The sequence below is a fragment of the Anaerotignum sp. genome, from assembly GCF_030625865.1.
In the GTDB taxonomy this organism is placed as follows: domain Bacteria; phylum Bacillota; class Clostridia; order Lachnospirales; family Anaerotignaceae; genus Chakrabartyella.
Window position 1 is genome coordinate 15913 of record NZ_DAOUQB010000001.1, and the last position, 23939, is coordinate 39851.

Genomic DNA, 23939 nt, shown 5'->3' on the forward strand with positions numbered 1-23939 from the left:
CTGGAAAAAGGGCATACTTTCCCAATGGGGAGGGTATGCCTTTGACAAAGAAAAGGAGGATTTCAAAATGGGACTTAAGTTTTTACTGCAAGGGGAAGCAATGCAAAAAGAAGAATTTATGGTGCTTTCCAAAGAGGTGCGCCGTTGTCATGAGGTACTCCACAATAAAACCGGTAAAGGGAATGATTTTGTGGGATGGGTGGATTTGCCCCCAAATTATGATAAAGAGGAATTTGCAAGGATTAAAAAGGCGGCGGCAAAAATTAAGCAAGACAGCAGCGTGCTCATTGTAATTGGTATTGGTGGTTCTTATTTGGGGACGAGAACAGCCTTGGATTTTATCAAAAGCCCGTACTATAATGATCTGAAAAAAGAAACACCGAATATTTATTTTGTAGGCAATAACATCAGTTCAGCCCATTTAAACGATATTTTGCAGATTTTAGGCGATCGGGATTTTTCCATCAATGTGATTTCAAAATCGGGAACCACAACAGAACCGGCCATTGCTTTTCGTATCTTTAAACAGCTTTTGGAAAAGAAATATGGTAAGGAGGAAGCGGCTTCCCGTATTTATGCCACCACGGACAAAGAAAAAGGTGCATTAAAGGAAATGTGTAATGAAGAAGGGTATGAAACTTTTGTAATCCCTGATGATATTGGCGGAAGATTTACTGTTTTGACTGCAGTGGGGTTATTGGCTATGGCAGTGGCAGATGTGGATATTGACGCTGTAATGGCTGGGGCGAAGGATGCAATGGAAACCTATGCAAAGGCAGATATTCAGGAAAATGAATGCTATCAATATGCTGCAATGCGGTATTTATTTTATAAACAGGGTAAAACCGTTGAAATTTTTGCAAATTACGAACCTCATATGACTTCTTTTGGTGAGTGGCTGAAACAGCTTTTTGCCGAAAGCGAAGGAAAAGATGGCAAGGGTGTCTTCCCTGTTTCTGCGAATTTTTCCACGGATTTACACTCTATAGGCCAGTTTATTCAAGAGGGAGGAAGATATTTTTTTGAAACAGTTTTGTGGAACAAAGAACCCAAAACTTCGGCAATCATTCCTTTTGACCAAGGAGATGGAGATGGTTTAAATTTTCTGGCGGGAAAGGAATTGCAATTTGTCAATAGCAAGGCATTTGCAGGAACCATGCTTGCCCATATGGATGGCGGTGTACCAAATATGGTTATTGAAATAGACAAGATGGATGCATGGCACTTTGGTGCATTGGTTTATTTCTTTGAAAAAGCTGTTGGCATCAGCGGGTATTTACTGGATGTAAACCCTTTTGATCAACCAGGGGTAGAGGCGTATAAGAAAAATATGTTTGCTTTGCTTGGAAAACCGGGATATGAGGCGTTAAAGGAGAAGCTGGAGGAAAGGCTTTCTAAATAATTGTGTGTTTTTCTAAGTTTTCATTATAGAAAAGATTCATATTTCAAAGGTGCAGACAAACACTGCACCTTTTTTATGGGGAAAAGCGAAGGAAGATGGGATAGTGTTGAATCGGAAAAAGAGTGGAGAAGAATTGAAACTTTTTTCACAGGTTTTCGTCACAAAAAAAGTAGATCATCCTCTCTTCCTTGTGTTTATTCAGTGCTTCAAGTATAATGGTAGGAAGAATGTGGGAGGGGAAATAGATGAAAGTTACAGTATTAATGGATAATCATACAAATATCGATGTTTATTATCTGGGTGAACCTGGAGTATCTTATTGGATTGAGACGGAAGGGAAAGCTTTTCTATTTGATGTTGGCTATTCCTCTGCGTTTTTGAAAAATGCTTCAGATATATCCATTGATGTGACAAAGGCGGATGCCATTGTTCTTTCCCATGGACATAATGACCATACCAGGGGGCTGAAATCATTAGTGGATGTTTGCCAAGGTGAAAAACCAAAGGTAATATGCCATCCCCATGCCCTGATACCCCGTTTCTTTGATGGGCTTTCCATTGGATGTCCCTTTGACAAAAAAACAATGCAAGAGCATTTTTCCCTTTTTGAAACAACAAAACCTTATTGGCTTACGGAAAAGCTTGTTTTTCTTGGGGAGATTCCCAGAGAGATTGGATTCGAAAAGCCGTATCCTATTGGCATATTGGAAGAAGAGGATGGAGCGAAGCCGGATATGATTTTGGATGATACCGCGTTAGCTTATAATACGGATGAGGGAATTTATATTATTACAGGCTGTTCCCATGCAGGGATTTGTAATATTATTGCATATGCAAAAAAAATACTGGGAAAAGAAAAGGTGTTGGGAATCTTAGGAGGTTTTCACCTTTTTAACATCAATCAACGTACGAAAGAAACAATTTCCTATTTAGCAAAGGAACAAATACGAGATTTGTATCCTTGCCATTGTACGTCTTTTCGGGTAAGAGCCGCTTTGGACAAGGAGTGTCCGGTGGAAGAAGTAGGCGTTGGATTGGTTTTGAATTGGGAATAGGAGGAAATGGGAATGCTTACAAAAGAAGAACTATTTTCGTTTATTGAGAAGGAGAAGCAGGCCATTTTCCAACGAGGTGAGACATTTTTTCATTGTGCTGAATTGGGTTTTAAAGAAGTGGGAACGGCAAAAAAAATAACAGATTTATTGGACGAATGGGGTGTTTCCTTTCAAAAAGAGGTTGGGGTTACCGGGGTGATTGCAACCATTGGTAGGGGAGACGGTTATCATATTGCCTTTGTGGCAGATATAGATGCATTACCAAGAAAAGACGGTATGGGGAATATTCACTCCTGTGGACACAGCATACAGACTACCATGGCTCTGTCTGTTTTAAAGGCGCTGAAGGATTCAGAGATTATGGAGCAGACGGATTGCAGGGCTAGTTTTTTCTTTACGCCTGGGGAGGAGTATATTGATTTTAAGTATCGGGATGAATTGATTGCTGCTGGAAAGCTGGAATTTCGTTCGGGTAAACAAAATATGATTGCTTTAGGATGTTTTGACGGTGTGGATTGTGTGCTTTCTGCCCATGCCAATGGGGATGAGGGAACAAAATTTGATGTAGGATCCACATTGGCGGGCTTTATGGCGAAGAAGGCAGTTTTTATTGGTCGTGCTGCCCATTCCGGTGCTGCCCCTCATTTGGGGCGAAACACTTTGCATGGGGCAAGCTTAGCTATGAATGCGATTTCTTTTTTGAAAGATCAGTTTGCTCCGGAAAAAGGATTGCGTTTAAATCCGGTTTTGACGGAATGTGGCGGGAGTGTAAACGTAATTCCTGATCGTACTGTTTTGGAAACCTATGTAAGAGCCAATGATAATGAAACACTGTTTGAGGCTTGCAAACGTGTGGATAGTTGCTTAGAGCATTGTGCAAAGGCGTTGGAATTGGAGTGTTTTATTACAAACACTACGGGGTATTTGCCTTTAAAGCAGTCAGAGAAACTAAACAAAACAGTAAGAGAGAACATGCTTTTATTTTGTGGTCCGGAAGAAATCGTGGAAAATCCTGTTTCGGGAGCATCCGGAGATGTAGGAGATTTAAGCTTTTTAATCCCTACAATTCAGTTTGGTTTTTCCGGAATAAAAGGTCGGTTTCACGATGATAGTTTCGAAGTTTCGGATTATGAAAATTGTTATCTTACTTCGGCAAAGATTATGCTGGGGACAATTTACGACTTGTTGAAAGAAAAAGGTGCCAGGGCATATCCCAAGGAATATAAACAAAGAAAAAAAGATTATCTTTGTATGTTGCGTCGAAAAGATTGAAAAAGGGCGGAATATTATAACAACCTTAATATTTTTGAAAAGATTTTTTGCGGATGAGTATGTTATAGTAGAGTTAGAACGCCCGAAGTGGCAAAATTTTAGGATAAAAGATATAAGTTGAATGGGGGCATTTACTTATGAAAAAATTTTTAGCGGTGGCAATGGCCACATCTTTAGTGTTTGGAAGCATGGGTGTAACTGCTTTTGGTTCTGTATTTTCGGATATTAATGCAGCTCCGTGGTCAGGTGCAAAAAAGTACATTGATGAAGCACAATCATTGGGATTGATGAATGGTTATACTGAGAATGGAAAAAAGTATTCCAAGCCCAAAAATAATGTTACATTATGTGAATCTGTACAAATGATTTACTCTATTATGAAGGTACACACCAAACAGGATGTATCCTCCCAAGAGGTTACAAAATGGACACCTGTAATGAGTGCCTATAACATTCCAACATGGGCTTATAACGCGACAGCTTATGCCTTGGAAAACAAAATAATTGAAAATAGTGATTTGACAAAATTGAAAGATGGCACACAATATGCAACCAGAGAAGAAGTTGGATTAATGTTTGGTAAGGCACTAGGTACTATTTATACTGTTAACAACAGTGCAACCCTTTCTTATGGAGATAAATCTAAAATTTCCAGCGATGCAGTGCCATATTTGGCTCTTTTGAATAGTAAAAATATCATGGTAGGGGACACGAATAATAATTTTAATCCCAAAGCCAAAATAAATCGTGCAGAGATGGCAGTGTTATCTGTTATTACATATAACAATTTGGATGGTTCGGCTACTACGACACCGACTGCCCCAGCTTCGGGCACGGTAACAGGAACAGTCATTAACAGTATGATAATGGCGAATGGCGATATCTTTTTAAGTGTAAAAGCCAATAGCGGTGAAGGTGTAAATGTATTTGGCAAAAGCAGTTCTGTGAAGGTGACTTATGATAAAGAAACCGTTTCCTTAAAGGATATTGGAACGGGGGATAATGTTACCATTACATATAATAAAGAAAATTTAAGTGCAGTAGTCATAAATAAATCCGTAAATGGTATTATTACCAACAAGACCTTCACATTGAAAGACTTAACAAGCAGCAAGATTACCGTAAAGGATGGCAGTAAAGAAGAAGTATACCGCTTGGATGATGATGTTAAGGTTACAATTGCTGACAAAAAATCCACTGTTTCTAATTTAATTGATGAAATGGAAGATTATGAGTACAACGTAACGCTGACCTTTGACAAATCAAACTACGTTACAAAAATTGAAGCAATGAGCAGCAAAGATAATCCACTTACGGGTGATCTTACCTATATGAACAATTCAAAATTGACCATAGAGGTTGGCAGCAAAGATTATGATTATCCCCTTTCCGATGATGATGTTAAGGTAAAATTTGATGGGAAAACAGTTCTCTTTTCCAGGCTAATGAGTGATTATAAAAAGAATAATTATAAGGTTACTTTGAAATTGGATAGCAAAGGCTATGTTACCAATATTGATATTGATTTCATGGAAGATGAAACGCATGGAACGCTGGAGTTCCTTAACACTCGTCGTCTTGAATTAAGTGCAGCAGGCGAAACTATCGGTTATTATCTTGATGACGATGTGGATGTTGAGATTGATGGCAAGAAAAGTACACTTGCAAAATTAAAGGATCAATATGAGGATAATCCTTACCGCGTTTCTTTAACGGTGGATCGCGATGATGTCGTTACAGAAATTTCTGCTACAACAAAAAATTCTGCTGTATCAAAGGGAACATTGAAGGAAGTGACATCATCTAAAATTAAAATTACAGTGGACGGTAAGAATTATGAATACGATTTGGACGATCCAACTGTTAAAATTGATAAGAAGACGGTATCCTTCTCTACATTTAGAAGCAGCTACAAGGATTATGAATATGAAGTTGAACTGGGCTTTAACAGTAAAGGCGATGTTACGGAAATTACAGGGAAAAATAAAGATGCCACCGAGGGTATTCTTAAAAATATTGAGCCTAAAAGAGATACAATTGAAATACGTGCTGGTGGTGTGAATTATACTTATGATATTGACGATGATGTTACTGTAAAGCTGGATGGCAGCAGTTCCACCGTTTCCAAATTGGATTCTGCTTTTGAGGATGCTTACAGTCATGACGAAGAAATAGAAGTTAAGCTGACCTTGAATAGCAAGGACGATGTAACAAAAATAGAGGCTGATTGGGTAGAGGATTCCGATGATACGGAGAAAGGTACCCTTAGGGACATAGGATATTTTGATATTACGATTAGGAAGGACTCCAAAACCAAGACCTATGATTTTAAATCCGGAAATGTAACTATGACACTAGATGGAAAAAGTGCCGATAAAGGTGATTTTGATGACGCACGGCATGACTTGGACAGCAATGAGGTAATTACAGTAACCCTTTATTTGAACTCTGATGATAAGGTCACCAAGGTAGTGGCAAAGATTGAGGATGAGGATGAGGATAAACCGACAAAAGGTAATTTAACCAGTGTATCAACTTCAAGCGGCAGATTGAAAATAGAGGATAGCTCAGAGGATGAGTATACATGGTATGCGAAAGACAGTGTAAAAATATATTATGATGATTTGGGCAGTCACTATGACGAAAGTGATTATGATAATGATCTGAGCGGATTGAAAAAATTCTTGGGAAAATGCAAGGATAGAGATGATGACTGCTATGTAAAATTTGAAGTTAATAGCAGTGATAAAGTAACAAAAATTACGGCTACGGATAAATAAGTTTGCCCAAAGAATCATGGGAAATTAAAACAATATATCATGCTATAGCGGAAAAAGGCTTGTAATCCATAGGATTACAAGCCTTTTATATGTAGAAGTACCTTAAATTAATTTTTATTTTTCTTGCAAACCAAACCTGCAATGGATGCGTAGGTTTATAAGGATATTTGTCGTAAAAAAAAGTACGATACCTCCAGCAATTGACAAAAAAAGCAGTCATATTTTCCTACAATAGGGAATATGGAGGGAAGAGTCATGGAAAAAACAGAAATCGTATTAGAACGAGTTATCCAAGAACCGGTGGTGTCCAGGGAGACACCTTTTGCTAGGGAACGATTACCTAAGTTGATACACGGCAAGGATATATTGAAGTTTGTGCTGTTATGTGTGATGGGGGTCTGCTGGGGAAAGGCAGAAATGCTCCACATACTACGTCCCATGGGGATTGCATACATATCTTTATTTTTCGGGGAGGGAATTTTATTTTGGGGCGCATTGATTTCCGTTGCGGCCGGATGTATTGTAGATATTCCTTTAAAGGCAGGAGCGGCACTAGCTGCTGCATGTGCAATCCAACTGACATTGGGGAGGTTTGTAGAACGGGATGAAATGTTAAAAAAGGCACTTCTTGGGGCGTTTGCTATGGCATTGGCGGGGATTTTTTTAGCAATCAGCAAAGGAGGTTTAACCTTTTATTTTGCAGTTGCGGGAATGGAAAGCGCTTTGTCCGTAGGTCTCTCCTTGCTTGCACAAAAAGGTGTTATGTTTCTGTGGGAGAAAAGAACGGTTTCCATACCCAGTCGAGAAGAAACCTTGGGCTTGGTGTTTCTGCTGGGAGGAGCGTTGGCGGGACTTTCCACAATGGAGGTGCCGTATCTGGAACAAGGATTGCTTCCCTGTCTTTTGGCATATTTCGTGGCTGCTTGTGCTTGGCGCGATGGAATGGGCGGAGGTGCAGCAGCGGGGATATTGTTTGGACTCTTACTGTATCTTTGCAGCGGTGTAGATTTGTTGTTTTTCACGGTTCTTGGTGTGAGCGGATTGATAGCAGGTTGTCTCAAGGATATGGGACGCTTTGCATTGGTGTTGACCCTTATTATTACCCCGTTGTTGTTTTTGTTTTATGCCAGCCCTTCTTTGGTAGCGCCATTGTGGGCAGGGGGATGGGCATTGGGCGCAACAGCATTTCTACTTACCCCTAAAAAATGCCTTGTATGGATGACAGGAAACTTATGGGAACAAGAGGGTAGTAAAGATAAATATATTAGAAAAAAGGAATTGCTGGAGGAAAGGCTTATGGGCTTTTCCCAAGCATTTTCTGCATTGGCAAAAACCTTTGTACACCAAGAGGAGGTGCAGGAGAAAAAGGATGTCTCTAAACTGGTGGATACCATTGCGGAGAAGGCCTGTCAAGGCTGTGGTATGGCGCACTATTGTTGGAATGAGGAATTATATCGTACTTACAGTATGACGTTTTCTGCCCTATCCCACTGTGAGGAGAAAGGCTGTGTTACTCTATCTCAATTGCCGGAGCCCTTTCGACAAATGTGTGCAAGAGGAGATCTGTTTGTGGAAACGGTAAATAAGGCTTATGACGGCTATCGAAGAGATCGCCTTTGGTTGGGACGATTGGCAGAGTGCAGGGAGCTGGTGGGTCAGCAAATGACAGCGGTAAGTGATATTTTATTAGGTCTTTCTGACCAGCTTGAAGTCGGCTATGTTTTTTTAGAACAAGCTGGACAAATGTTAAAGGAGGAATGTGCAAAGGAAGGCATTCGTTTGCGAGACGTTCGCGTAGTGGAGGAAAAAAACAGATATGGCAGGCAAGTGCAAATTTCCTTCCGTGGCTGTGGATGCCGAGGCATATGTAAAAGTAAATTATTGCCTTTGGTAAAGCGAACAATGAATCGTCCTATGGTTTTAAAAGATGGAAACACCTGCCATTGCCAGAAGGATGGGATATGTACGCTCTGCTTTACGGAGGTTCCCGCTTTCAGTTTGACAACGGCCACAGCTTTTTCTTCGGCAGCGCAAAATCAGCCCATTGGCGATACCACGGCTTTTTTGGAGACGGACAAGGGGATGGCTCTTATGGCGTTATCTGACGGTATGGGACAGGGAAAGAGTGCGGCTGAAGAAAGCAGAACCGCCATTGAACTACTGGAACAGTTTACAGAGGCAGGGTTTGAGCGAGATTTGGCGGTGAAAATGATAAATTCAGCACTGTTATTGAGAAAAGGCGAAGAAACCTATGCAACCCTTGATATTTGTGCCGTTGACTTATTTGATGGCAGAGCGGAATTTATCAAGCTGGGAGCTGTTTCTTCTTACATAAGCCGAGGCGGGCGTATTTTGACGGTAACAGCCCACACCTTGCCGGCAGGGATATTGCAACAAGTGCAAATAGTAAAAAATGAAATGCTTTTAAAAGATGGAGATATCCTTTTTCTCTTATCTGATGGAATTACGGAGGCATTAGGTGGCGAAAACGTTACAGCCGGATGGTTAAAAGATAAATTAGAAAAATTTCCATTAGCCAATCCGCAGGATGCGGCGGAATATATTCTGAAAGAGGCGGAAAAAGAAAGGAAGGATGGTGCAAAAGACGATATGACTGTTTTGGCAGGGCGATTTTGGAAAAAAAGAAAAAGTGCTTAACAGTGAATAAAAAATTGAACATTAGTTCATGCTAATAGAGTGAAATTTTTCCTTGGTTAAGATAAGTAAATATAATTGATTTTATTGGGTTGGCAAAATCTCTCCTGGTTTTTCGAAATCGGGAGAGATTTTTCGTTTTAAATGGGTTGGATTAAGTAAAACGCATCAGGTTATTGCTATTTCCCCAAATTTCATGTAAAGTGAATACATATTTTTATTGATGAAGCTGGGAAAATTTCTGTTTTTATGGACAGGGGTTATCTGAAATTTTGTTTGGGGGCTTTCGGCTTGGAACATAAGGTTTGGTGTACAATTAAAGAATTTCACATGTGCCCGCAGGGTGCCAATATTGTGGTTGGTGTATCCGGCGGTGCCGATTCCGTTGCGTTGTTGCACATATTAAAGGGCTTTGCATCTTCGGAAAGCTGGAACATAACCGCAATCCATGTGCACCACGGTTTACGAGGAGTAGAGGCTGACCGAGATCGAGATTTTGTGGAGGGAATTTGCCGTAAATGGGAAATTCCTTGTAAGATATTTTACTTTGACGTGGCAAAAGAAGCCCAAAAAAGAGGCTTAGGTACAGAAGAAACAGGGCGCTTGCTTCGTTACGAAGTTTTTGATAAGGAGAGAAAAGGCGGAGTTGTAGCTGTTGCCCATAATAAAAATGACCAAGGAGAGACGGTTTTGATGCGTCTTTGTCGAGGTGCTGGGGGTGCAGGATTGGCGGGAATTCGACCTGTGCGGGATTATATTGTGCGCCCGTTGCTATTTTGCACAAGAAAAGAAATTGAGGAGTATTGTGAGGAAAATGGCCTGCATTATTGTCAGGACAGTACAAATCAAGAAAATATTTATACCAGAAATCGGGTTAGAAATGAAATACTACCTCTATTGGAGGAAATTTATCCAAGAGCAACAGAACATATTGCCCAAACTGCGGAAATATTAGCGGAGGAAGAGAAATATTTGCAGGGGCAAGCCAGAGCTCTATATTACGAGGCTTTGGAAAGCGCGGGCAAAGACGAGGTGACCCTTAAGGTAAATGCATTAATGGATATGCATAAGGTAATGCGGAAAAGAGTTTTCGCAATGGCTTTTCGGAAATTAGGGGCCAAAAAAGATGTATCCTCCATTCATTTTGAATTACTGGAGGGGCTTATGAAGCAGGAAAGTGGTAAGAGCTTGAATTTACCGAATAAAATTCATGTGAGGAAAAATTATGGTGTGTTAACTATAAAAAAAGAGGTAGAGAAAAGCAAAGGATTTTCCTATTCCTTGCCCTTGGATCAGGAAATCTTTGTTGGGGAAGCGGATTTTTTTGTGCGTGCTTGGGTTTGTACAGAAAAAAAAGCAGAAAATAGAGAAGATTACTGTACGAAAGTATTTGATTATGATAAAATAGGCTGTGCGATTTTTTGTCGAACCAGACAAAAAGGCGATAGCCTTGCCATTGGAAACGGACGAAAGAAGCTGAAAAATTTTTTGATTGATGAAAAAATTCCCAGAGAAGAGCGGGAGAGTTTACCTCTGATTGCCTTTGAGAATGAGATTCTTTGGGTAGTGGATCAGCGGATTTCGGCGGCTTATCAGCCAGATGAGGAAACAAAACGGTTTTTAACAGTTCAGATACGGAGGTTCGTTAGGGAATGAAAGAAAGAGTAGAAGTTATGATCAGCGCTGAGGCAATCAGCAAAAGATTAGAAGAAATGGCCGAGCAGATTTATGAAGATTTTGGCGGCGAACAGGTAGAGTTGGTTTGTGTATTAAAGGGAGCCGTTGTGACCTTGACAGAGCTTTCTAAGAGACTGAAAATGCCCGTTACTATGAGCTTTATGGATGTTTCCAGCTATGGCAATGGCACCGAAAGCTCAGGTAAAATCAAGATTTTGCGTGATTTGGATGAAGATATTTCAGGTAAAAATGTTCTTTTAATTGAAGATATTATCGACAGTGGTAGAACACTGAGCCATTTGAGAGAGCTTTTATTGAAAAGAGAACCAAAAACATTTAAGATTTGTACTCTTCTGGACAAGCCTGACAGACGTGTTGTTGATGTGCCTGTTGATTATGTCGGTTTTACCATTCCCGATGCATTTGTTGTTGGGTATGGCTTAGATTATGCTCAAAGATATCGTAATTTAAATTATGTAGGTGTATTGCACTTTGACGAAGAGTAAGTAATAAAAAAGAGGAGTTTTCTGCGAGGAACTCTTCTTCTTTTTTTGTAGGAAAAAGAGTTGTTTTTGGTTAAACTTTTCTAATCCTTCGTTGCCTTTTTTATTAAAATATGATAAAATTATTAACTGATACGGATTCAGGAGAAGAAAAGAAAAAAATTCGCATTACGAATCAACAGGAGGGAATCTATTGAATAAATACTGGAAGGCCATAGGGCTGTATGCGGTGATTTTTGTTATTATTTTGGCTTTTTTGGCCTTCAATGGCGAGGGATTCACCAATCCTCAGAAGGAAGAAGAGGCATATACTTACAGTGACTTAGTAAGCGAGCTGGAAGGCGGAAATATAAAAGAGCTTGACATTAGTAGAAGCAAAGAAGTTGGGGATTTTGGTACTGTGGATGCAACACTTAACGATGGCAGTGTGATTACTGTAAATATTCCCAGTATTTCTACTTTCCAAGAACGTGTGGATCAAAAAGTTGCTGATGGGGACGCAATTAAAGTAACAACGGAGGATGTACAAAAAGAAAGTTTGCTTTCAACCATATTACCGTCTTTGATTATGATGATTGTTATGGTGCTGTTTTTTATGCTGCTGTTTAATAAGCTTCAAGGCGGCGGCGGGAAGATGGCAAGCTTTGGCAAGAGCAAAGCAAAGATGAGCGTTGAGGGTGAAAATAAAATTACCTTTGAAAACGTTGCAGGCTGTGATGAAGAGAAGGCGGAGCTTGAAGAATTGGTTCAATTTCTCCGAACCCCTCAAAAATTTACGAATTTGGGTGCACGTATTCCCAAAGGCGTCCTTTTAGTAGGCCCTCCGGGGACAGGTAAAACATTGTTGGCAAAGGCTGTTGCAGGAGAGGCAGGCGTACCCTTCTTTAGCATTTCCGGATCGGATTTCGTGGAAATGTTTGTCGGCGTTGGTGCATCACGTGTGCGTGATTTATTTGAGCAGGCAAAAAAACATGCGCCAAGTATTGTTTTTATTGATGAAATTGATGCCGTAGGTCGTCGCAGAGGCGCCGGACTTGGTGGCGGACATGATGAAAGAGAGCAAACTTTGAATCAGCTTCTTGTTGAAATGGATGGTTTTGGGATTAACGATAGCGTTATCATTATTGCTGCCACAAACCGTGCAGATATTTTAGATCCTGCGCTGTTGCGTCCCGGTCGTTTTGACAGACAGGTTTATGTTGGCAGACCTGACGTAAAGGGCAGAGAAGCAATTTTGCGTGTGCATTCCAAAGGAAAAACTTTGGCACCTGATGTTGACTTAAAGGTTGTTGCACAAACAACAGCAGGGTTTACAGGTGCTGACTTAGCAAACCTTTTGAATGAAGCGGCGTTATTAACAGCCAGAGCGAATAAAACCGCCGTTGATATGGCAGAAATTCAGAAAGCCCTTATCAAAATTGGCGTGGGAACAGAGAAAAAGACCAGAGTTATCTCTGAAAAAGAAAAATATATTACGGCTTACCATGAGAGCGGCCATGCCATTCTATTTGAAGTTTTAAGCGAGTTGGATCCTGTTCATAGTATTTCCATCATTCCTACAGGTATGGCAGGGGGTTACACCATGCCGTTGCCCGGGGAAGACAAAATGTATATGACAAAGATGTTTATGGAACAGGAAATCATCAGCTTATTGGGCGGTCGTGCTGCGGAATATATTGTAATTAAAGATATAACCACAGGTGCGTCAAATGACATTGAACGTGCAACGGCAATGGCCAGAAATATGGTTACAAAGTATGGTATGAGCGATATTTTGGGCCCGATACAGTTTGGTGATGACAACAATGAGGTGTTTATCGGCAAAGATTGGGGACATCAGCGCAATTACAGCGAAGCTGTTGCAACGGATATTGATAAAGAAGTGAAACGTATTGTAACTTATGCTTATGATGAAGCAATACGAATTTTAAAAGAGAATTTGGAAGTATTGCATGCTTCAGCAAAACTCCTTGTGGAAAAAGAAAAAGTAACGGGAGATGATTTCCGTAAATTATTTGACCAAGAGGTGCGTAATGAAGTTTTAGGCATCTCAACGGAAGAAACAAAAGCAATTACAGATTCGCAAAACATAAGAGAAGATAGAGAGGAGCAAGACTAATGGATTTTAACAACATTGTACCCGGCATTACCTATGAAAGAGAATATATTGTTGAGGAGGCGGATACAGCAACTGTATTCGGTAACGATAATGTACCTGTTTTTGCATCTCCTAGATTATTATCATGGATTGAAGGTACCTCTATTGGTGCTGTAAAGCCGTTTTTGCCAGAAGGCTGGGAAACTGTGGGAACATCTTTTGAGTTTAAGCATATGGCAGCTACTCCCGTGGGAATGAAGGTACGTGTTGTAGTAGAGTTAACAGAAGTAAACGGTAAGCTCTTAACATTCCAGATTAAAGCTTATGATGAAGTTGACAAAATCTGCGAAGGTACCCATGGCCGTGCAATTATTGAACTACAAAAATTTATGAGCCGTGTAAACAGCAAGGCAAAAGCGTAAGGTAAGAATTTAGAGCGTCTCATAGGCGCTCTTTTTTTGACGGAGGCTATCATATGTATCGAATTTTAGAAATATTACGTCGAGAATCGGGATTTCTTTCAGGCGAAGGGATTGGAAAGCAATTGGACATTAGCCGAGCCGCCGTTTGGAAAGGAATCAAAAAATTGAGGCAAGAGGGTTATGAAATTGAAGCTGTTACCAATAAGGGCTACCGCTTGGTTTTGCATGATACCATGTATAATGATAAGGAGATTGCTCAGGGGCTGGAGACAAAAAAATTTGGGCATCCCATTTTCTTTTATAAAATTACGGATACCACCAATGGATGTTTGCGCGCGGCGGCAGTAGAGGGGGCACCGGAAGGAACCATAGCCGTTGCAGAACAAATGACGGCAGGACGGGGCAGACGAGGAAGACATTGGGAAGCTCCTGCCGGTTCCGGTATTTGGATGAGCATATTACTGCGTCCTACGATTTTCCCTTCAGAAGCATCCGTACTTACCCTTTTGGCGGGTTTGGCTGTTTGCCAAGCATTAGAAGAAGAAACAGGCCTTTCCCCTCAAATTAAGTGGCCCAATGATATCTTATTAAATGGAAAGAAACTGGTTGGAATTCTAACGGAAATGGATTGCGAAATGCAGGAAACCCATTTTGTGATTGTTGGAATCGGCATTAATGTGAATACAGCAGAATTTCCGGAGGGAGTAAATGATGTTGCAACATCCCTTTATTTGGAAAGTGGTAGAACTTTTTCCAGGAAGAACATCCTGCAACGGGTTTTACTGAATTTTGAAAATTTGTATGAAGCGTTTATCAGTTCTCATTCCGGTTTTGCACCGTTTTTATCAAGGTACAAGGAAAAGTGCAGTACCCTTAATCAGGAAGTTAGGGTGATTGGAAAGGAAACTTTTTTTGCGCAAGCGGTGGATATTACGCCGGAGGGTGAATTGGTAGTGATTAGGAAGGATAATGGGAAACAAGAAATTGTGTTTTCCGGAGAGGTTTCTATCAGAGGGGGAAAGTAAGTTGAGTGACTTTATTTTGGCAGCGGCGAGCTATGAGAAGCAAAAATATTATTTGGAGCCAAAGTTTCAGGCGCTTCCTGAATCCATTCAGGAGGAGATACGTATCATTTGCGTTACAACGGCGCAAAAGCTTGGTTGTACTTTTCTCATGGGGTTTCGCCAAAACGGTGAAATTTATTTTGAAACCGTAAAGCGGGAGGACGATTTCAATTTTGATGAAATTGGCGCAGAGTTAGAGGTAAAGGAGATTATTCGTAAACAAAAAAGTCTGCTTGCATCTTTAACAGCATGGTTTACCATTTTTTTTACGGAAGAAGGGGAAAAATTAAAGGACAAGCTTTTAGAAGAATCAGAAAATGGAGAAACATTGTACAAAAATTAACGAATTTTTAAAAATATATTGTAATTATTTCATTAGCTGTTATAATGGTTCATGGTAACCTTTCTAAGAGGAAATCAGGGAAAGATGTCATGGTTTTAAGAAGCCAGATATACTTCGAATGCTTAGGAAGTTTAACAAAAAAACAACCTAGTAATCTTATATCTTCCGCTATGCGGAGCATAAGAGTGAGAATGAAAGGAGCTATATTTAAATGAGTGAACAACTAGTGGCAATGAAAAACGAAAACAGGATTTCTGCGAAGGAATTAACGACAACAGGGATGATGATTGCAATTATTTTGCTAATGTCATTTACCCCTTTAGGCTACCTTCGAACGGCTGGTTTAGAGGTGTCATTAATTACAATTCCCGTTGCAATTGGAGCAATGATTATCGGACCCAAGGCGGGTTTGCTTTTGGGGGCGGTTTTCGGGTTGACAAGCTTTTACCAGTGTTTTGGAATGAGTCCTTTTGGGGCGGCGCTTTTGGGAATTAATCCCTTTTTGACTTTTCTTGTTTGCGTACCTACAAGAGCTTTGATGGGGTGGTTTACGGGCCTGGCTTTTAAAGGAATTGAAAAGTTAGACCGTTCCAAAACAGTTTCCTTTTTCATAGGTGGGCTTCTTGCCGCATTATTTAATACAGTGCTGTTTATGGGAGCACTCATGTTGTTTTTCTGGAATACGGAATTTATACAGTCCATTAATGCCAGTATAGGCAACTTAAGCTTTTTTGCATTTGTACTTACCTTTGTCGGTGTGAATGGTTTGTTGGAGATGCCTGCAACTTGTATCGTTGGTGGGGTGGTTTCTAAAACACTGAAAAAAGTATTATATAAAAAAATTCGTTCAAACTAAGGCTATCGGTAAAGGTGCGGGTCAGCCCGCACCTTTTTAACCCTTGTTTTTAAGGAGAGGGCAGAATGATACTAGTAATTGATGTTAGTAATACCAACACCGTGATAGGCGTTTTTGATGGAGAAGTGCTTGTGGCTAATTGGCGATTATCTACGTTAAGCAGCCGAACCTCTGATGAAACGGGCATACTAATCCGTTCGTTTTTTCATCATGCCGACATTCCGGTGATAGAAATTGAAGCAGTGATTATTTCCTCTGTTGTCCCCAATGTGATGTATTCATTGACCAACGGGATTCGTAAATATTTTAGGCGGGAAGCATTGATTGTTCGTTCGGGGATGAAAACAGGTATCAATCTAAGGATGGAAAATCCTAAGGAGATGGGGACAGATCGTATTGTTAATCTGGTCTCTGCATATGAAAGGTACGGCGGACCGGCTATCGTGATTGATTACAGCACGGCAACGACCTTTGATGTGATAAGCGAAAACGGCGTGTTTTTGACAGGAATTACGGCACCCGGGCTTCAAGTGTGCGCGGAGGCTTTATACCAAAAGGCTGCAAACTTACCTAAGTTCGAAATTGTTGCGCCAGAGAGTATTATTACCAAAACCACCATTGAGAGTATGCAAGCAGGGCTTGTGATCAGTCATATTGGAGAAACGATTTATATGATTGAATGTATTCGAGAGGAAGTGGGTTTGCCTGAATTGAAAGTCATTGCCACCGGCGGACTTGCCAAAATAATTGATGATCAGGAAGAAATATTTGATGTTTTTGACCCTGTTCTTGCGTTGCATGGGTTACGGCTTATATATGAAAAGAACAAGAACAGGCGACAGGGGGAAAGCAAATGCTTCTAGTAATAGACGTTGGGAATACCAACTATGTTTTAGGTGTATACCATGGAGAAAAACTTGTAAAATGCTGGAGAATGGCTACCGGTAGCAATAAAACTGCAGATGAAACAGGGATTTTTCTGTATAATTTATTTGAAACAGCAGGTTTTGATGTAAAGCGGATTGAAGCAGTGATCATTTCCTCTGTGGTTCCTGACATTATGTATTCTTTAACACAAGGAATTAGAAAATATTTTAATATAGAACCTATGATTGTAAGTGCTGGAATGAAAACGGGCATTGTAATCAAACGGGACAACCCCAAAGCAGTGGGAGCGGATCGTATTGTTAATTTGGTTGCAGCAAATGAAATTTACGGTGGACCTGCCGTGGTGATTGACTATGGTACTGCCAATACCTTTGATGTAATTAATGAAAAGTCAGAATTTATAACGGGCTTGATTACCCCGGGTATTTCCATTTGTTCTGAGGCTTTGTACCAAAGAGCCGCTCAGCTTCCGAAAATAGAGATTAAAAAACCGAAATCTATTATTGTGAAAAATACAGTTGGAAGTATACAGGCTGGTTTGGTTATAGGGCATATTGGACAAACGAAATATATTATTCAGCAGTTAAAAGAACAGCTTGGGTTTTCGGAAATTAAAGTCATTGCCACCGGCGGTCTGGCAAGGGTCATTGATCCGGATAAGAAAATATTTGATATATTAGATCCTGTTTTGACTTTAAAGGGTCTAAGGATTTTGTATCAGAAAAATAGATAATGAAAAGGACGGGGGTGCCTCGTCTTTTTTCTTGCCAAGAATAAAAATGTTTGGTATGATAAAAAACCGAAGAAAGAAATGAGGTGTTACCATGAAAATTGGCAATGTTGAACTTGAAAATAATGTTTTTTTGGCACCCATGGCGGGGGTAACCGATCTGCCTTTTCGCCTTCTTTGCAAAGAAATGGGCTGTGGATTGGTTTATTCTGAGATGGTAAGCGCCAAGGGAATTTTATACGATAATAAAAACACAACAGAGTTATTGAATGTTGAAGCGGCTGAGCGTCCCACTGCGATACAGCTTTTTGGCTCAGATCCCCAAATATTAGGGGAAATGGGAAGAAAAATAGAGGGATATCCCTTTGATATTATAGATGTAAATATGGGATGTCCTGCCCCCAAAATTGTGAAAAATGGGGAGGGGAGCGCTTTAACAAAGGATCCCTTTCGAGTTGGAGAAATTGTAAAGGCTTTGGTTACAGCGCAGAATAAACCCGTTACCATTAAATTCCGCAAGGGCTTTGATGATTTGCATATTAATGCACCGGAAATTGCAAAAATTGCTGAGGCAAATGGTGCGGCAGCAGTGGCGGTACATGGTAGAACCAGAGAGCAATATTATAGCGGCAAGGCAGATTGGGATATTATTCGCCAGGTGAAAGAGGCTGTTGCCATTCCGGTTATCGGAAATGGTGATGTGTTTACCCCCCAGGATGCTAAGAATTTATTTGAGCATACAGGCTGTGATGCCATTATGGTAGGGCGAGGTGCTCAAGGGAATCCTTGGATTTTCAAACGGATTCTTCACTATTTAAAAACAGGAGAACTTTTGCCAGAACCAACTGCACAAGAACGGGTGGAAAAGGCATTGTGCCATGCAAAAATGCTGATTGCCTATAAAGGGGAATATACCGGTATTAGAGAAATGCGCAAGCATATGGCTTGGTATATGAAAGGGATGCCCGGGGCAGCTGAATTGAGAGGTAATTTGAATTATACGGAAAGCTTAGAGGAAATGGAGAGTTTATTGCAGGGATATTTGAGAAAACAAGAAAAAGATTTATTGAGATGAAATATATGAATAAGCTTTTTTGTTGAGTGGGATTGAGAACCAATCTAGATTCCTTTCGGAGGAATTTATAAATTTAAAAAGACCATATACCAAGGGAACGCCTTGAGATATGGTCTTTTTCTTTGGTTCTTTCATAATTTAGAAAAACAACGATTACTGAATATCTACAACTTCGTAGCCTGCGTCGGTAACGGTTTGAATTAATGCCTCATCGCTAATATCTTTTGCAAGGGCAACTGTAGCACTTTTGTCGTCTAAACTAACCTGGGCAGATACCCCATCCATATCGTTTAAAGCTTTTTCAACTCTTGCTGTGCAATGCCCACAGGACATACCCTCAATTTTCAATACTTTTTTCATTGTTGTTTCCTCCTTTTGTGTATTACTCGGGTTATTTAAATTTGTCTTGGTTATATGTTTTTCTGGGCGGAACAGCTTCAGACGCAAAGCATTTCCTACTACAAATACAGAACTGAAACTCATGGCCGCTGCGGCGAACATGGGATTTAATTTCAACCCAAATGCAGGAATGAAAACTCCTGCGGCAAGGGGAATCCCCAAAGTATTATAAAAGAATGCCCAGAATAGGTTTTGCTTGATATTGCGAATGGTAGCATGGCTTAACTGTATTGCGGTAGCTGCATCCAACAGATCGCTTTTCATAAGGACAATATCTGCGGATTCCATAGCAACATCGGTTCCGGCACCGATGGCAATGCCTACATCGGCGCGAGTAAGGGCAGGGGCATCGTTGATGCCGTCGCCCACCATTGCCACTTTTTTACCTGATTCTTGTAAACGGCGAACCTCTTGTTCCTTATCTTGGGGCAATACATCAGCAATGGCACCGATGCCTAATTTTTTTGCAATAGCATCAGCGGTTCGTTGATTATCGCCTGTAAGCATCACTACATGAATGCCCATTTCATGGAAGGCGTCAACGGCATCCTTACTGCTTTCTTTTAAGGTGTCTGCCAGTGCCAATATGCCCAGAAATTTGTTGTTTTCCGCAAAATATAAGGGGGTCTTTCCTTCGTTTGCAAGGGATTCCCCTTTTTCAAGATAGTCACCTAGGTCAATGTTCTTTTGCTGCATCATTTTTAGATTTCCACCGCAAATTATTTTACCGTTTATTTCTGCTTCAATCCCTTGTCCGGGGGTTGCTGACAAGTTTTTCGCTTCCAAAAATCCAATTTCGTTTGCTTTGGCGTGTTGCACTACGGCCTCAGCTAAAGGGTGTTCCGAAAGGGATTCTAAAGAGGCGGCAAGTCGTAAAAAAGGATTTTTTAAAACGCCTTTGGCAGGGTAAATATCTGTTACCGTTGGCTTCCCCTCTGTTAATGTACCCGTTTTATCTAATACAACGGTATCCAGCTGATGGGCAATTTCAAGACTTTCTGCGGATTTAATCAAAATACCGTTTTCCGCACCTTTTCCCGTACCCACCATGATTGCGGTAGGGGTTGCCAATCCCAAGGCACAGGGGCAGGAAATAACCAATACTGCAATCCCAATGGATAGGGCAAAGGCGAAGGTTTGACCGGCGATGAGCCAGATAATTGCAGCAATGATAGCAATGCTGATTACAATGGGGACGAATACACCGCTAACCTTATCCGCCAATTTTGCAATGGGTGCTTTTGAGGCGCTTGCTTCTTCCACAAGGGAAATAATCTGAGAAAGTGTGGTGTCCTTTCCTACACGGGTCGCCGTCATTTTAAAATAACCACTTTTGTTTACCGTTGCTCCAATAACGGAGTCCCCCACTTGTTTTTCTACGGGGATACTTTCACCGGTGAGTGCACTTTCATCAATGGCGGAAAAACCTTCGATTAGAGTGCCATCCACAGGAATACTATGCCCGGGACGTACCACAAGAATATCGCCTTCATGGACTTCTTCCACGGGAATTTCTGTTTCTTCGTTATTTCTTATGACCGTAGCCATTTTGGGAGTAAGGTTCATTAGCTTACTAATGGCTTCGGAAGTTTTCCCCTTCGAGCGGGTTTCCATGTATTTACCTACGGTAATTAAGGTAAGAATCATTGCCGCAGATTCAAAGTACAACTCCATGCTATAGTGATGAGCATGCTCAAGATTTCCACGCCCCATATAAAACGCCATGGCAAAAATGGCAAAAACGCTGTATAAAACCGATGCCCCAGAGCCTAGGGCGATCAAAGAATCCATATTGGGCGAACGATGCCATAGAGCCTGAAATCCAACGGTAAAAAATTTTCTGTTAATAAACAGAACAGGAAGGGTTAAGAATAACTGCACCAATGCAAAAATAAGGATATTTTCATTACCAAGAAGAATACCGGGCAACGGTGCACCCATCATATGACCCATGGAAATATAAAAAAGAGGAATCAAAAAACAGAAGGAAGAAATCAGGCGAAGCTTCATTGCCTTCATTTCTTCCGCCGCAATATTTTGTGTTGAAGCATTCTCTTTTTTCCCGTCGGCAAGGGAAGCGCCATAGCCGCTGCTTTTTACAGCTTGAATAATTTTGTTGCTATTTACAACGTCATCTTCAAAAGTGACTGTCATAGAATTCTGCAATAGATTTACATTTACTGATGCGACTCCTTCCAGCTTACTTACACTTTTTTCCACATGTGCGGAGCAAGCAGAACAAGTCATCCCGGTTACGTCAAATTTTTCTTTCATTGTTTACCTCCTTTCAGTTAGTAGAAAATAACTACTATCATGAGTGTATCCTTTTTTGTGGATAATGTCAATCTCGATTTGGATGATACCTAAATCTATTTTGCGCATAAGCCTAGGAAAAATAAGTATTCTTTTATCAAATATCATGTTAAACTATGGAAAAAAGGAGGGATGTTATGAAAAAGGAAATGCGCCGCAAAGATAGATTGGTTTCAGAGGAAAAAGCAAGAGATATTATCGAGAACAGTGAATACGGAATATTGGCTACAGCCAGCTTAAATGGGGATCCTTACGCCATTGCAGTGAGCCATGTTTTATATGAAAATAATATTTATTTTCATTGCGCTTTAGAGGGGAGAAAGCTTGATAATATAAGGGAAAACCCTAAGGTATGTATGAGTTTTGTAAGCAAGGCAGATGTGGAGCAGGAAGCATATACCGTTCGCTATGAAAGTGCAGTGGTCGAGGGAATTGCAAAGATTATTGAGGAGGAAGAGGAGAAGCTTCTGGCGTTACAATTGATTTGTAAGAAGTATAGCCCCGATTTAATCCACCAGCATCTTTCTTATATTCAACCAAGGCTCAAACATACGGGAGTATGTCGGGTTGAAATGCAAGAGATTTCGGGAAAAGCAAATGAAAGAAAACAATAATATGAAAAGGTTATATATGAATTCAGGTGCAGATAGACAGAATTTTTATTTACAAGAATATAAGTATGAAAGAAAAACAAGGAGATTTCTATTTTTTGAGATCCCCTTGTTTTTTTGAAAAAACATTATTTATCGTTCATGATACCCATTTTGTCAAAGATAAAGAAAATCAAGCTTAATCCCATACCAACTAAAGCAGCAAGAGACATACCTCTTAACGCAATACTGCCAAGATTAATGGAGATTCCGGAAAGACCTACTACGAAAATAACAGAAGTTAAAGCAATATTTCTGGATTTATCGAAGTCCACTTTAGAATCCACAAGAATTCGTAAGCCGGAGGTCCCAATCATACCATAAAGCAGGAAAGAGATTCCGCCGATAACAGCCCCTGGAATTGTGCCGATTAATATTGTCAATTTGCCGATGAAAGAACAGATGATGGAAAGAATTGCAGCACCTGCAATGACTCTAACGCTATAAACTTTGGTGATTGCCATAACGCCGATGTTTTCGCCGTAGGTTGTAGTTGGTACGGAACCAATAAAACCGGATAACATGGTGGAGAAATTATCTGCGAATAAAGAGCGATGCAGACCGGGATCTTTTAATAAGTCACGTCCAATGATTTTACTGGTAACAATCTGATGGCCGATGTGTTCGGAAATGATAACCAATAGAGCGGGAAGCATGATTAAGATTGCCTCTATGCTAAACTTAGGAGAAGAGAAATTAGGAACTGCAAACCAGCCTGCGTCAGCCACAGCGCCGAAGTCTACCAATCCTACAAAATAAGCAGTGATATAACCGCAAATAACGGCAATTAATATGGGGATAACTGCAAAAAACTTTCGGAATAGTACGGAACCAAAAACAGCAATACCCAAAGTAACTAAGAATACAGTAACGTTTGCAGTGGAAGGACCGCCTTCTTCCAAAAGTCCGGCAGTGTTTGCAGCGGTGCCGGCCAATTCCAGACCGATTAAGGCAACCACGGGGCCCATTGCTGCGGGGGGAAGAATAACATTAATCCAATCGGAACCAAATTTGCTTATGATTGCGGCAACAATACAACCGCAGAAGCCAACAGCAACGAAACCGCCTAAAGCATAAGGGTATCCGAATTTTTCAATAATCAAAAGACCGGGGGCCAGGAATGCAAAGCTTGAACCTAAATAAGCAGGAGCTTTTCCTTTGGTAATGAAAATAAAGAGTAATGTGCCTAAACCATTCATAAACAGAACGACAGCAGAGTTGATGCCAAAAAGGAATGGAACCAGCACGGTTGCACCAAACATAGCAAACATATGCTGTAAAGATAGGGGGGCAAGAAGAGAAAAAGGTACTTTTTCATCTACTTGTATAATTTTACGGTTTTCCAAAACAATAACCTCCTTAAGTTGTTGTGATGTGAATGATAATAAGATAACGATTTTTTGGCACAAATGCATAAAAAAAATGCTTGGTAATGAAACCAACAATTTTTGTGCCTGAAAGATTATAGCATCCTCTTTTTCTTCTGGCAATGAAAAATGTATAAAAATAAAAGAAATTAGCGTTATGCCATAAAATTTTGAAAAAACAGTCCATCTATAGGAGTAATCTACCAGAGTATGTTAAAAAGATGTCTTTCTTTTTATTCGTTTTTTTTAAAAAGTTACCACTATATTTTTTAGAGTCTGAGGAAAAATAAAATTTGAAAGATTATATCAAAGTGTTTAGAACTTTTATAAAAAATTGCCGTCTTACCATTGGAAAGCAAAAATAGTTTTAAAATTAAGGAGGAAGAACAT

Annotated in this window: 18 protein-coding genes; 16 read left to right on the forward strand and 2 right to left on the reverse strand. The window is 40.3% G+C overall.

Annotated features, from left to right (window positions below; translation table 11 throughout):
• Positions 1-67: 67 nt before the first annotated feature.
• The 15 genes from P9Q65_RS00085 (at position 68) to dusB (ending at position 18820) form a co-directional block, all read left to right on the forward strand.
• The gene (locus tag P9Q65_RS00085; protein ID WP_330695074.1) at positions 68-1402 is read left to right on the forward strand and encodes a glucose-6-phosphate isomerase; all 1335 of its coding nucleotides are present in this window, start codon (positions 68-70) and stop codon (positions 1400-1402) included.
• Between the two features lie 245 nt (positions 1403-1647).
• A complete protein-coding gene (locus P9Q65_RS00090) occupies positions 1648-2457 on the forward strand; it encodes an MBL fold metallo-hydrolase (RefSeq protein WP_304507040.1) in 810 nt (269 codons plus the stop codon).
• A 12-nt stretch (positions 2458-2469) separates the two neighbouring features.
• Positions 2470-3729: an amidohydrolase gene (locus P9Q65_RS00095; RefSeq protein WP_304507041.1), complete on the forward strand. Its 1260-nt coding sequence runs from the start codon at positions 2470-2472 to the stop codon at positions 3727-3729.
• A 137-nt stretch (positions 3730-3866) separates the two neighbouring features.
• Positions 3867-6509, forward strand: coding sequence for an S-layer homology domain-containing protein (locus tag P9Q65_RS00100; protein ID WP_304507042.1), 2643 nt, complete (start codon positions 3867-3869; stop codon positions 6507-6509).
• A gap of 255 nt (positions 6510-6764) precedes the next feature.
• Positions 6765-9167, forward strand: coding sequence for a stage II sporulation protein E (spoIIE, locus tag P9Q65_RS00105; RefSeq protein ID WP_304507043.1), 2403 nt, complete (start codon positions 6765-6767; stop codon positions 9165-9167).
• 288 nt (positions 9168-9455) lie between these two features.
• Positions 9456-10820, forward strand: coding sequence for a tRNA lysidine(34) synthetase TilS (gene tilS / locus P9Q65_RS00110; protein ID WP_304507044.1), 1365 nt, complete (start codon positions 9456-9458; stop codon positions 10818-10820).
• The gene (gene hpt / locus P9Q65_RS00115) at positions 10817-11347 is read left to right on the forward strand and encodes a hypoxanthine phosphoribosyltransferase (RefSeq protein WP_304507045.1); all 531 of its coding nucleotides are present in this window, start codon (positions 10817-10819) and stop codon (positions 11345-11347) included. The genes tilS and hpt overlap by 4 nt, the downstream gene beginning before the upstream one ends.
• 190 nt (positions 11348-11537) lie before the next feature.
• Positions 11538-13463 carry an ATP-dependent zinc metalloprotease FtsH gene (gene ftsH, locus P9Q65_RS00120; protein WP_304507046.1) on the forward strand — a complete coding sequence of 642 codons (1926 nt, stop codon included), beginning with the start codon at positions 11538-11540 and terminating at the stop codon, positions 13461-13463.
• Positions 13463-13864 (forward strand): thioesterase family protein, encoded by a 402-nt coding sequence (locus tag P9Q65_RS00125; protein ID WP_304507047.1) that lies wholly within the window; start codon positions 13463-13465, stop codon positions 13862-13864. Before ftsH ends, P9Q65_RS00125 begins: the two co-directional genes overlap by 1 nt.
• A 53-nt stretch (positions 13865-13917) precedes the next feature.
• Entirely contained in the window at positions 13918-14889 is a 972-nt protein-coding gene (locus P9Q65_RS00130; RefSeq protein ID WP_304507048.1) for a biotin--[acetyl-CoA-carboxylase] ligase, read from the forward strand.
• Position 14890: 1 nt separating this feature from the next.
• A complete protein-coding gene (locus P9Q65_RS00135; RefSeq protein ID WP_304507049.1) occupies positions 14891-15271 on the forward strand; it encodes a DUF6145 family protein in 381 nt (126 codons plus the stop codon).
• 211 nt (positions 15272-15482) lie between these two features.
• Positions 15483-16127, forward strand: coding sequence for an ECF transporter S component (locus tag P9Q65_RS00140; RefSeq protein ID WP_304507050.1), 645 nt, complete (start codon positions 15483-15485; stop codon positions 16125-16127).
• A 65-nt stretch (positions 16128-16192) separates the two neighbouring features.
• Complete coding sequence (locus tag P9Q65_RS00145; RefSeq protein WP_304507051.1) at positions 16193-16990, forward strand: type III pantothenate kinase; 798 nt, start codon at positions 16193-16195, stop codon at positions 16988-16990.
• Positions 16981-17748 carry a type III pantothenate kinase gene (locus tag P9Q65_RS00150; protein ID WP_304507052.1) on the forward strand — a complete coding sequence of 256 codons (768 nt, stop codon included), beginning with the start codon at positions 16981-16983 and terminating at the stop codon, positions 17746-17748. The genes P9Q65_RS00145 and P9Q65_RS00150 overlap by 10 nt, the downstream gene beginning before the upstream one ends.
• 91 nt (positions 17749-17839) lie before the next feature.
• Positions 17840-18820, forward strand: coding sequence for a tRNA dihydrouridine synthase DusB (gene dusB / locus P9Q65_RS00155; RefSeq protein ID WP_304507053.1), 981 nt, complete (start codon positions 17840-17842; stop codon positions 18818-18820).
• A 153-nt stretch (positions 18821-18973) separates the two neighbouring features.
• Here dusB and P9Q65_RS00160 read toward each other — a convergent pair whose 3' ends face one another.
• Positions 18974-21493, reverse strand: coding sequence for a heavy metal translocating P-type ATPase (locus tag P9Q65_RS00160; protein ID WP_304507054.1), 2520 nt, complete (start codon positions 21491-21493; stop codon positions 18974-18976).
• 176 nt (positions 21494-21669) lie between these two features.
• On the opposite strand from P9Q65_RS00160, the gene P9Q65_RS00165 reads away from it, so the two are divergent.
• On the forward strand, positions 21670-22146 hold the full coding sequence (locus tag P9Q65_RS00165; RefSeq protein ID WP_304507055.1) for a pyridoxamine 5'-phosphate oxidase family protein: 477 nt from the start codon (positions 21670-21672) through the stop codon (positions 22144-22146).
• Positions 22147-22271: 125 nt separating this feature from the next.
• On the opposite strand, the gene uraA is transcribed toward P9Q65_RS00165, so the two are convergent.
• On the reverse strand, positions 22272-23528 hold the full coding sequence (uraA, locus tag P9Q65_RS00170; protein WP_304507056.1) for a uracil permease: 1257 nt from the start codon (positions 23526-23528) through the stop codon (positions 22272-22274).
• Between the last annotated feature and the right edge of the window lie 411 nt (positions 23529-23939).

What these genes read in the sequence shown, in the direction of transcription:
- dusB (WP_304507053.1), top strand. Translation starts at nt 17,840, where the DNA reads ATGAAAATTGGCAATGTTGAACTTGAAAATAATGTTTTTTTGGCACCC.
- P9Q65_RS00140 (WP_304507050.1), top strand. Translation starts at nt 15,483, where the DNA reads ATGAGTGAACAACTAGTGGCAATGAAAAACGAAAACAGGATTTCTGCG.
- P9Q65_RS00125 (WP_304507047.1), top strand. Translation starts at nt 13,463, where the DNA reads ATGGATTTTAACAACATTGTACCCGGCATTACCTATGAAAGAGAATAT.
- P9Q65_RS00085 (WP_330695074.1), top strand. Translation starts at nt 68, where the DNA reads ATGGGACTTAAGTTTTTACTGCAAGGGGAAGCAATGCAAAAAGAAGAA.
- P9Q65_RS00160 (WP_304507054.1), bottom strand. Translation starts at nt 21,493, where the DNA reads ATGAAAGAAAAATTTGACGTAACCGGGATGACTTGTTCTGCTTGCTCC.
- hpt (WP_304507045.1), top strand. Translation starts at nt 10,817, where the DNA reads ATGAAAGAAAGAGTAGAAGTTATGATCAGCGCTGAGGCAATCAGCAAA.
- P9Q65_RS00090 (WP_304507040.1), top strand. Translation starts at nt 1,648, where the DNA reads ATGAAAGTTACAGTATTAATGGATAATCATACAAATATCGATGTTTAT.
- spoIIE (WP_304507043.1), top strand. Translation starts at nt 6,765, where the DNA reads ATGGAAAAAACAGAAATCGTATTAGAACGAGTTATCCAAGAACCGGTG.
- P9Q65_RS00150 (WP_304507052.1), top strand. Translation starts at nt 16,981, where the DNA reads ATGCTTCTAGTAATAGACGTTGGGAATACCAACTATGTTTTAGGTGTA.
- P9Q65_RS00165 (WP_304507055.1), top strand. Translation starts at nt 21,670, where the DNA reads ATGAAAAAGGAAATGCGCCGCAAAGATAGATTGGTTTCAGAGGAAAAA.
- P9Q65_RS00095 (WP_304507041.1), top strand. Translation starts at nt 2,470, where the DNA reads ATGCTTACAAAAGAAGAACTATTTTCGTTTATTGAGAAGGAGAAGCAG.
- P9Q65_RS00100 (WP_304507042.1), top strand. Translation starts at nt 3,867, where the DNA reads ATGAAAAAATTTTTAGCGGTGGCAATGGCCACATCTTTAGTGTTTGGA.
- P9Q65_RS00130 (WP_304507048.1), top strand. Translation starts at nt 13,918, where the DNA reads ATGTATCGAATTTTAGAAATATTACGTCGAGAATCGGGATTTCTTTCA.
- P9Q65_RS00145 (WP_304507051.1), top strand. Translation starts at nt 16,193, where the DNA reads ATGATACTAGTAATTGATGTTAGTAATACCAACACCGTGATAGGCGTT.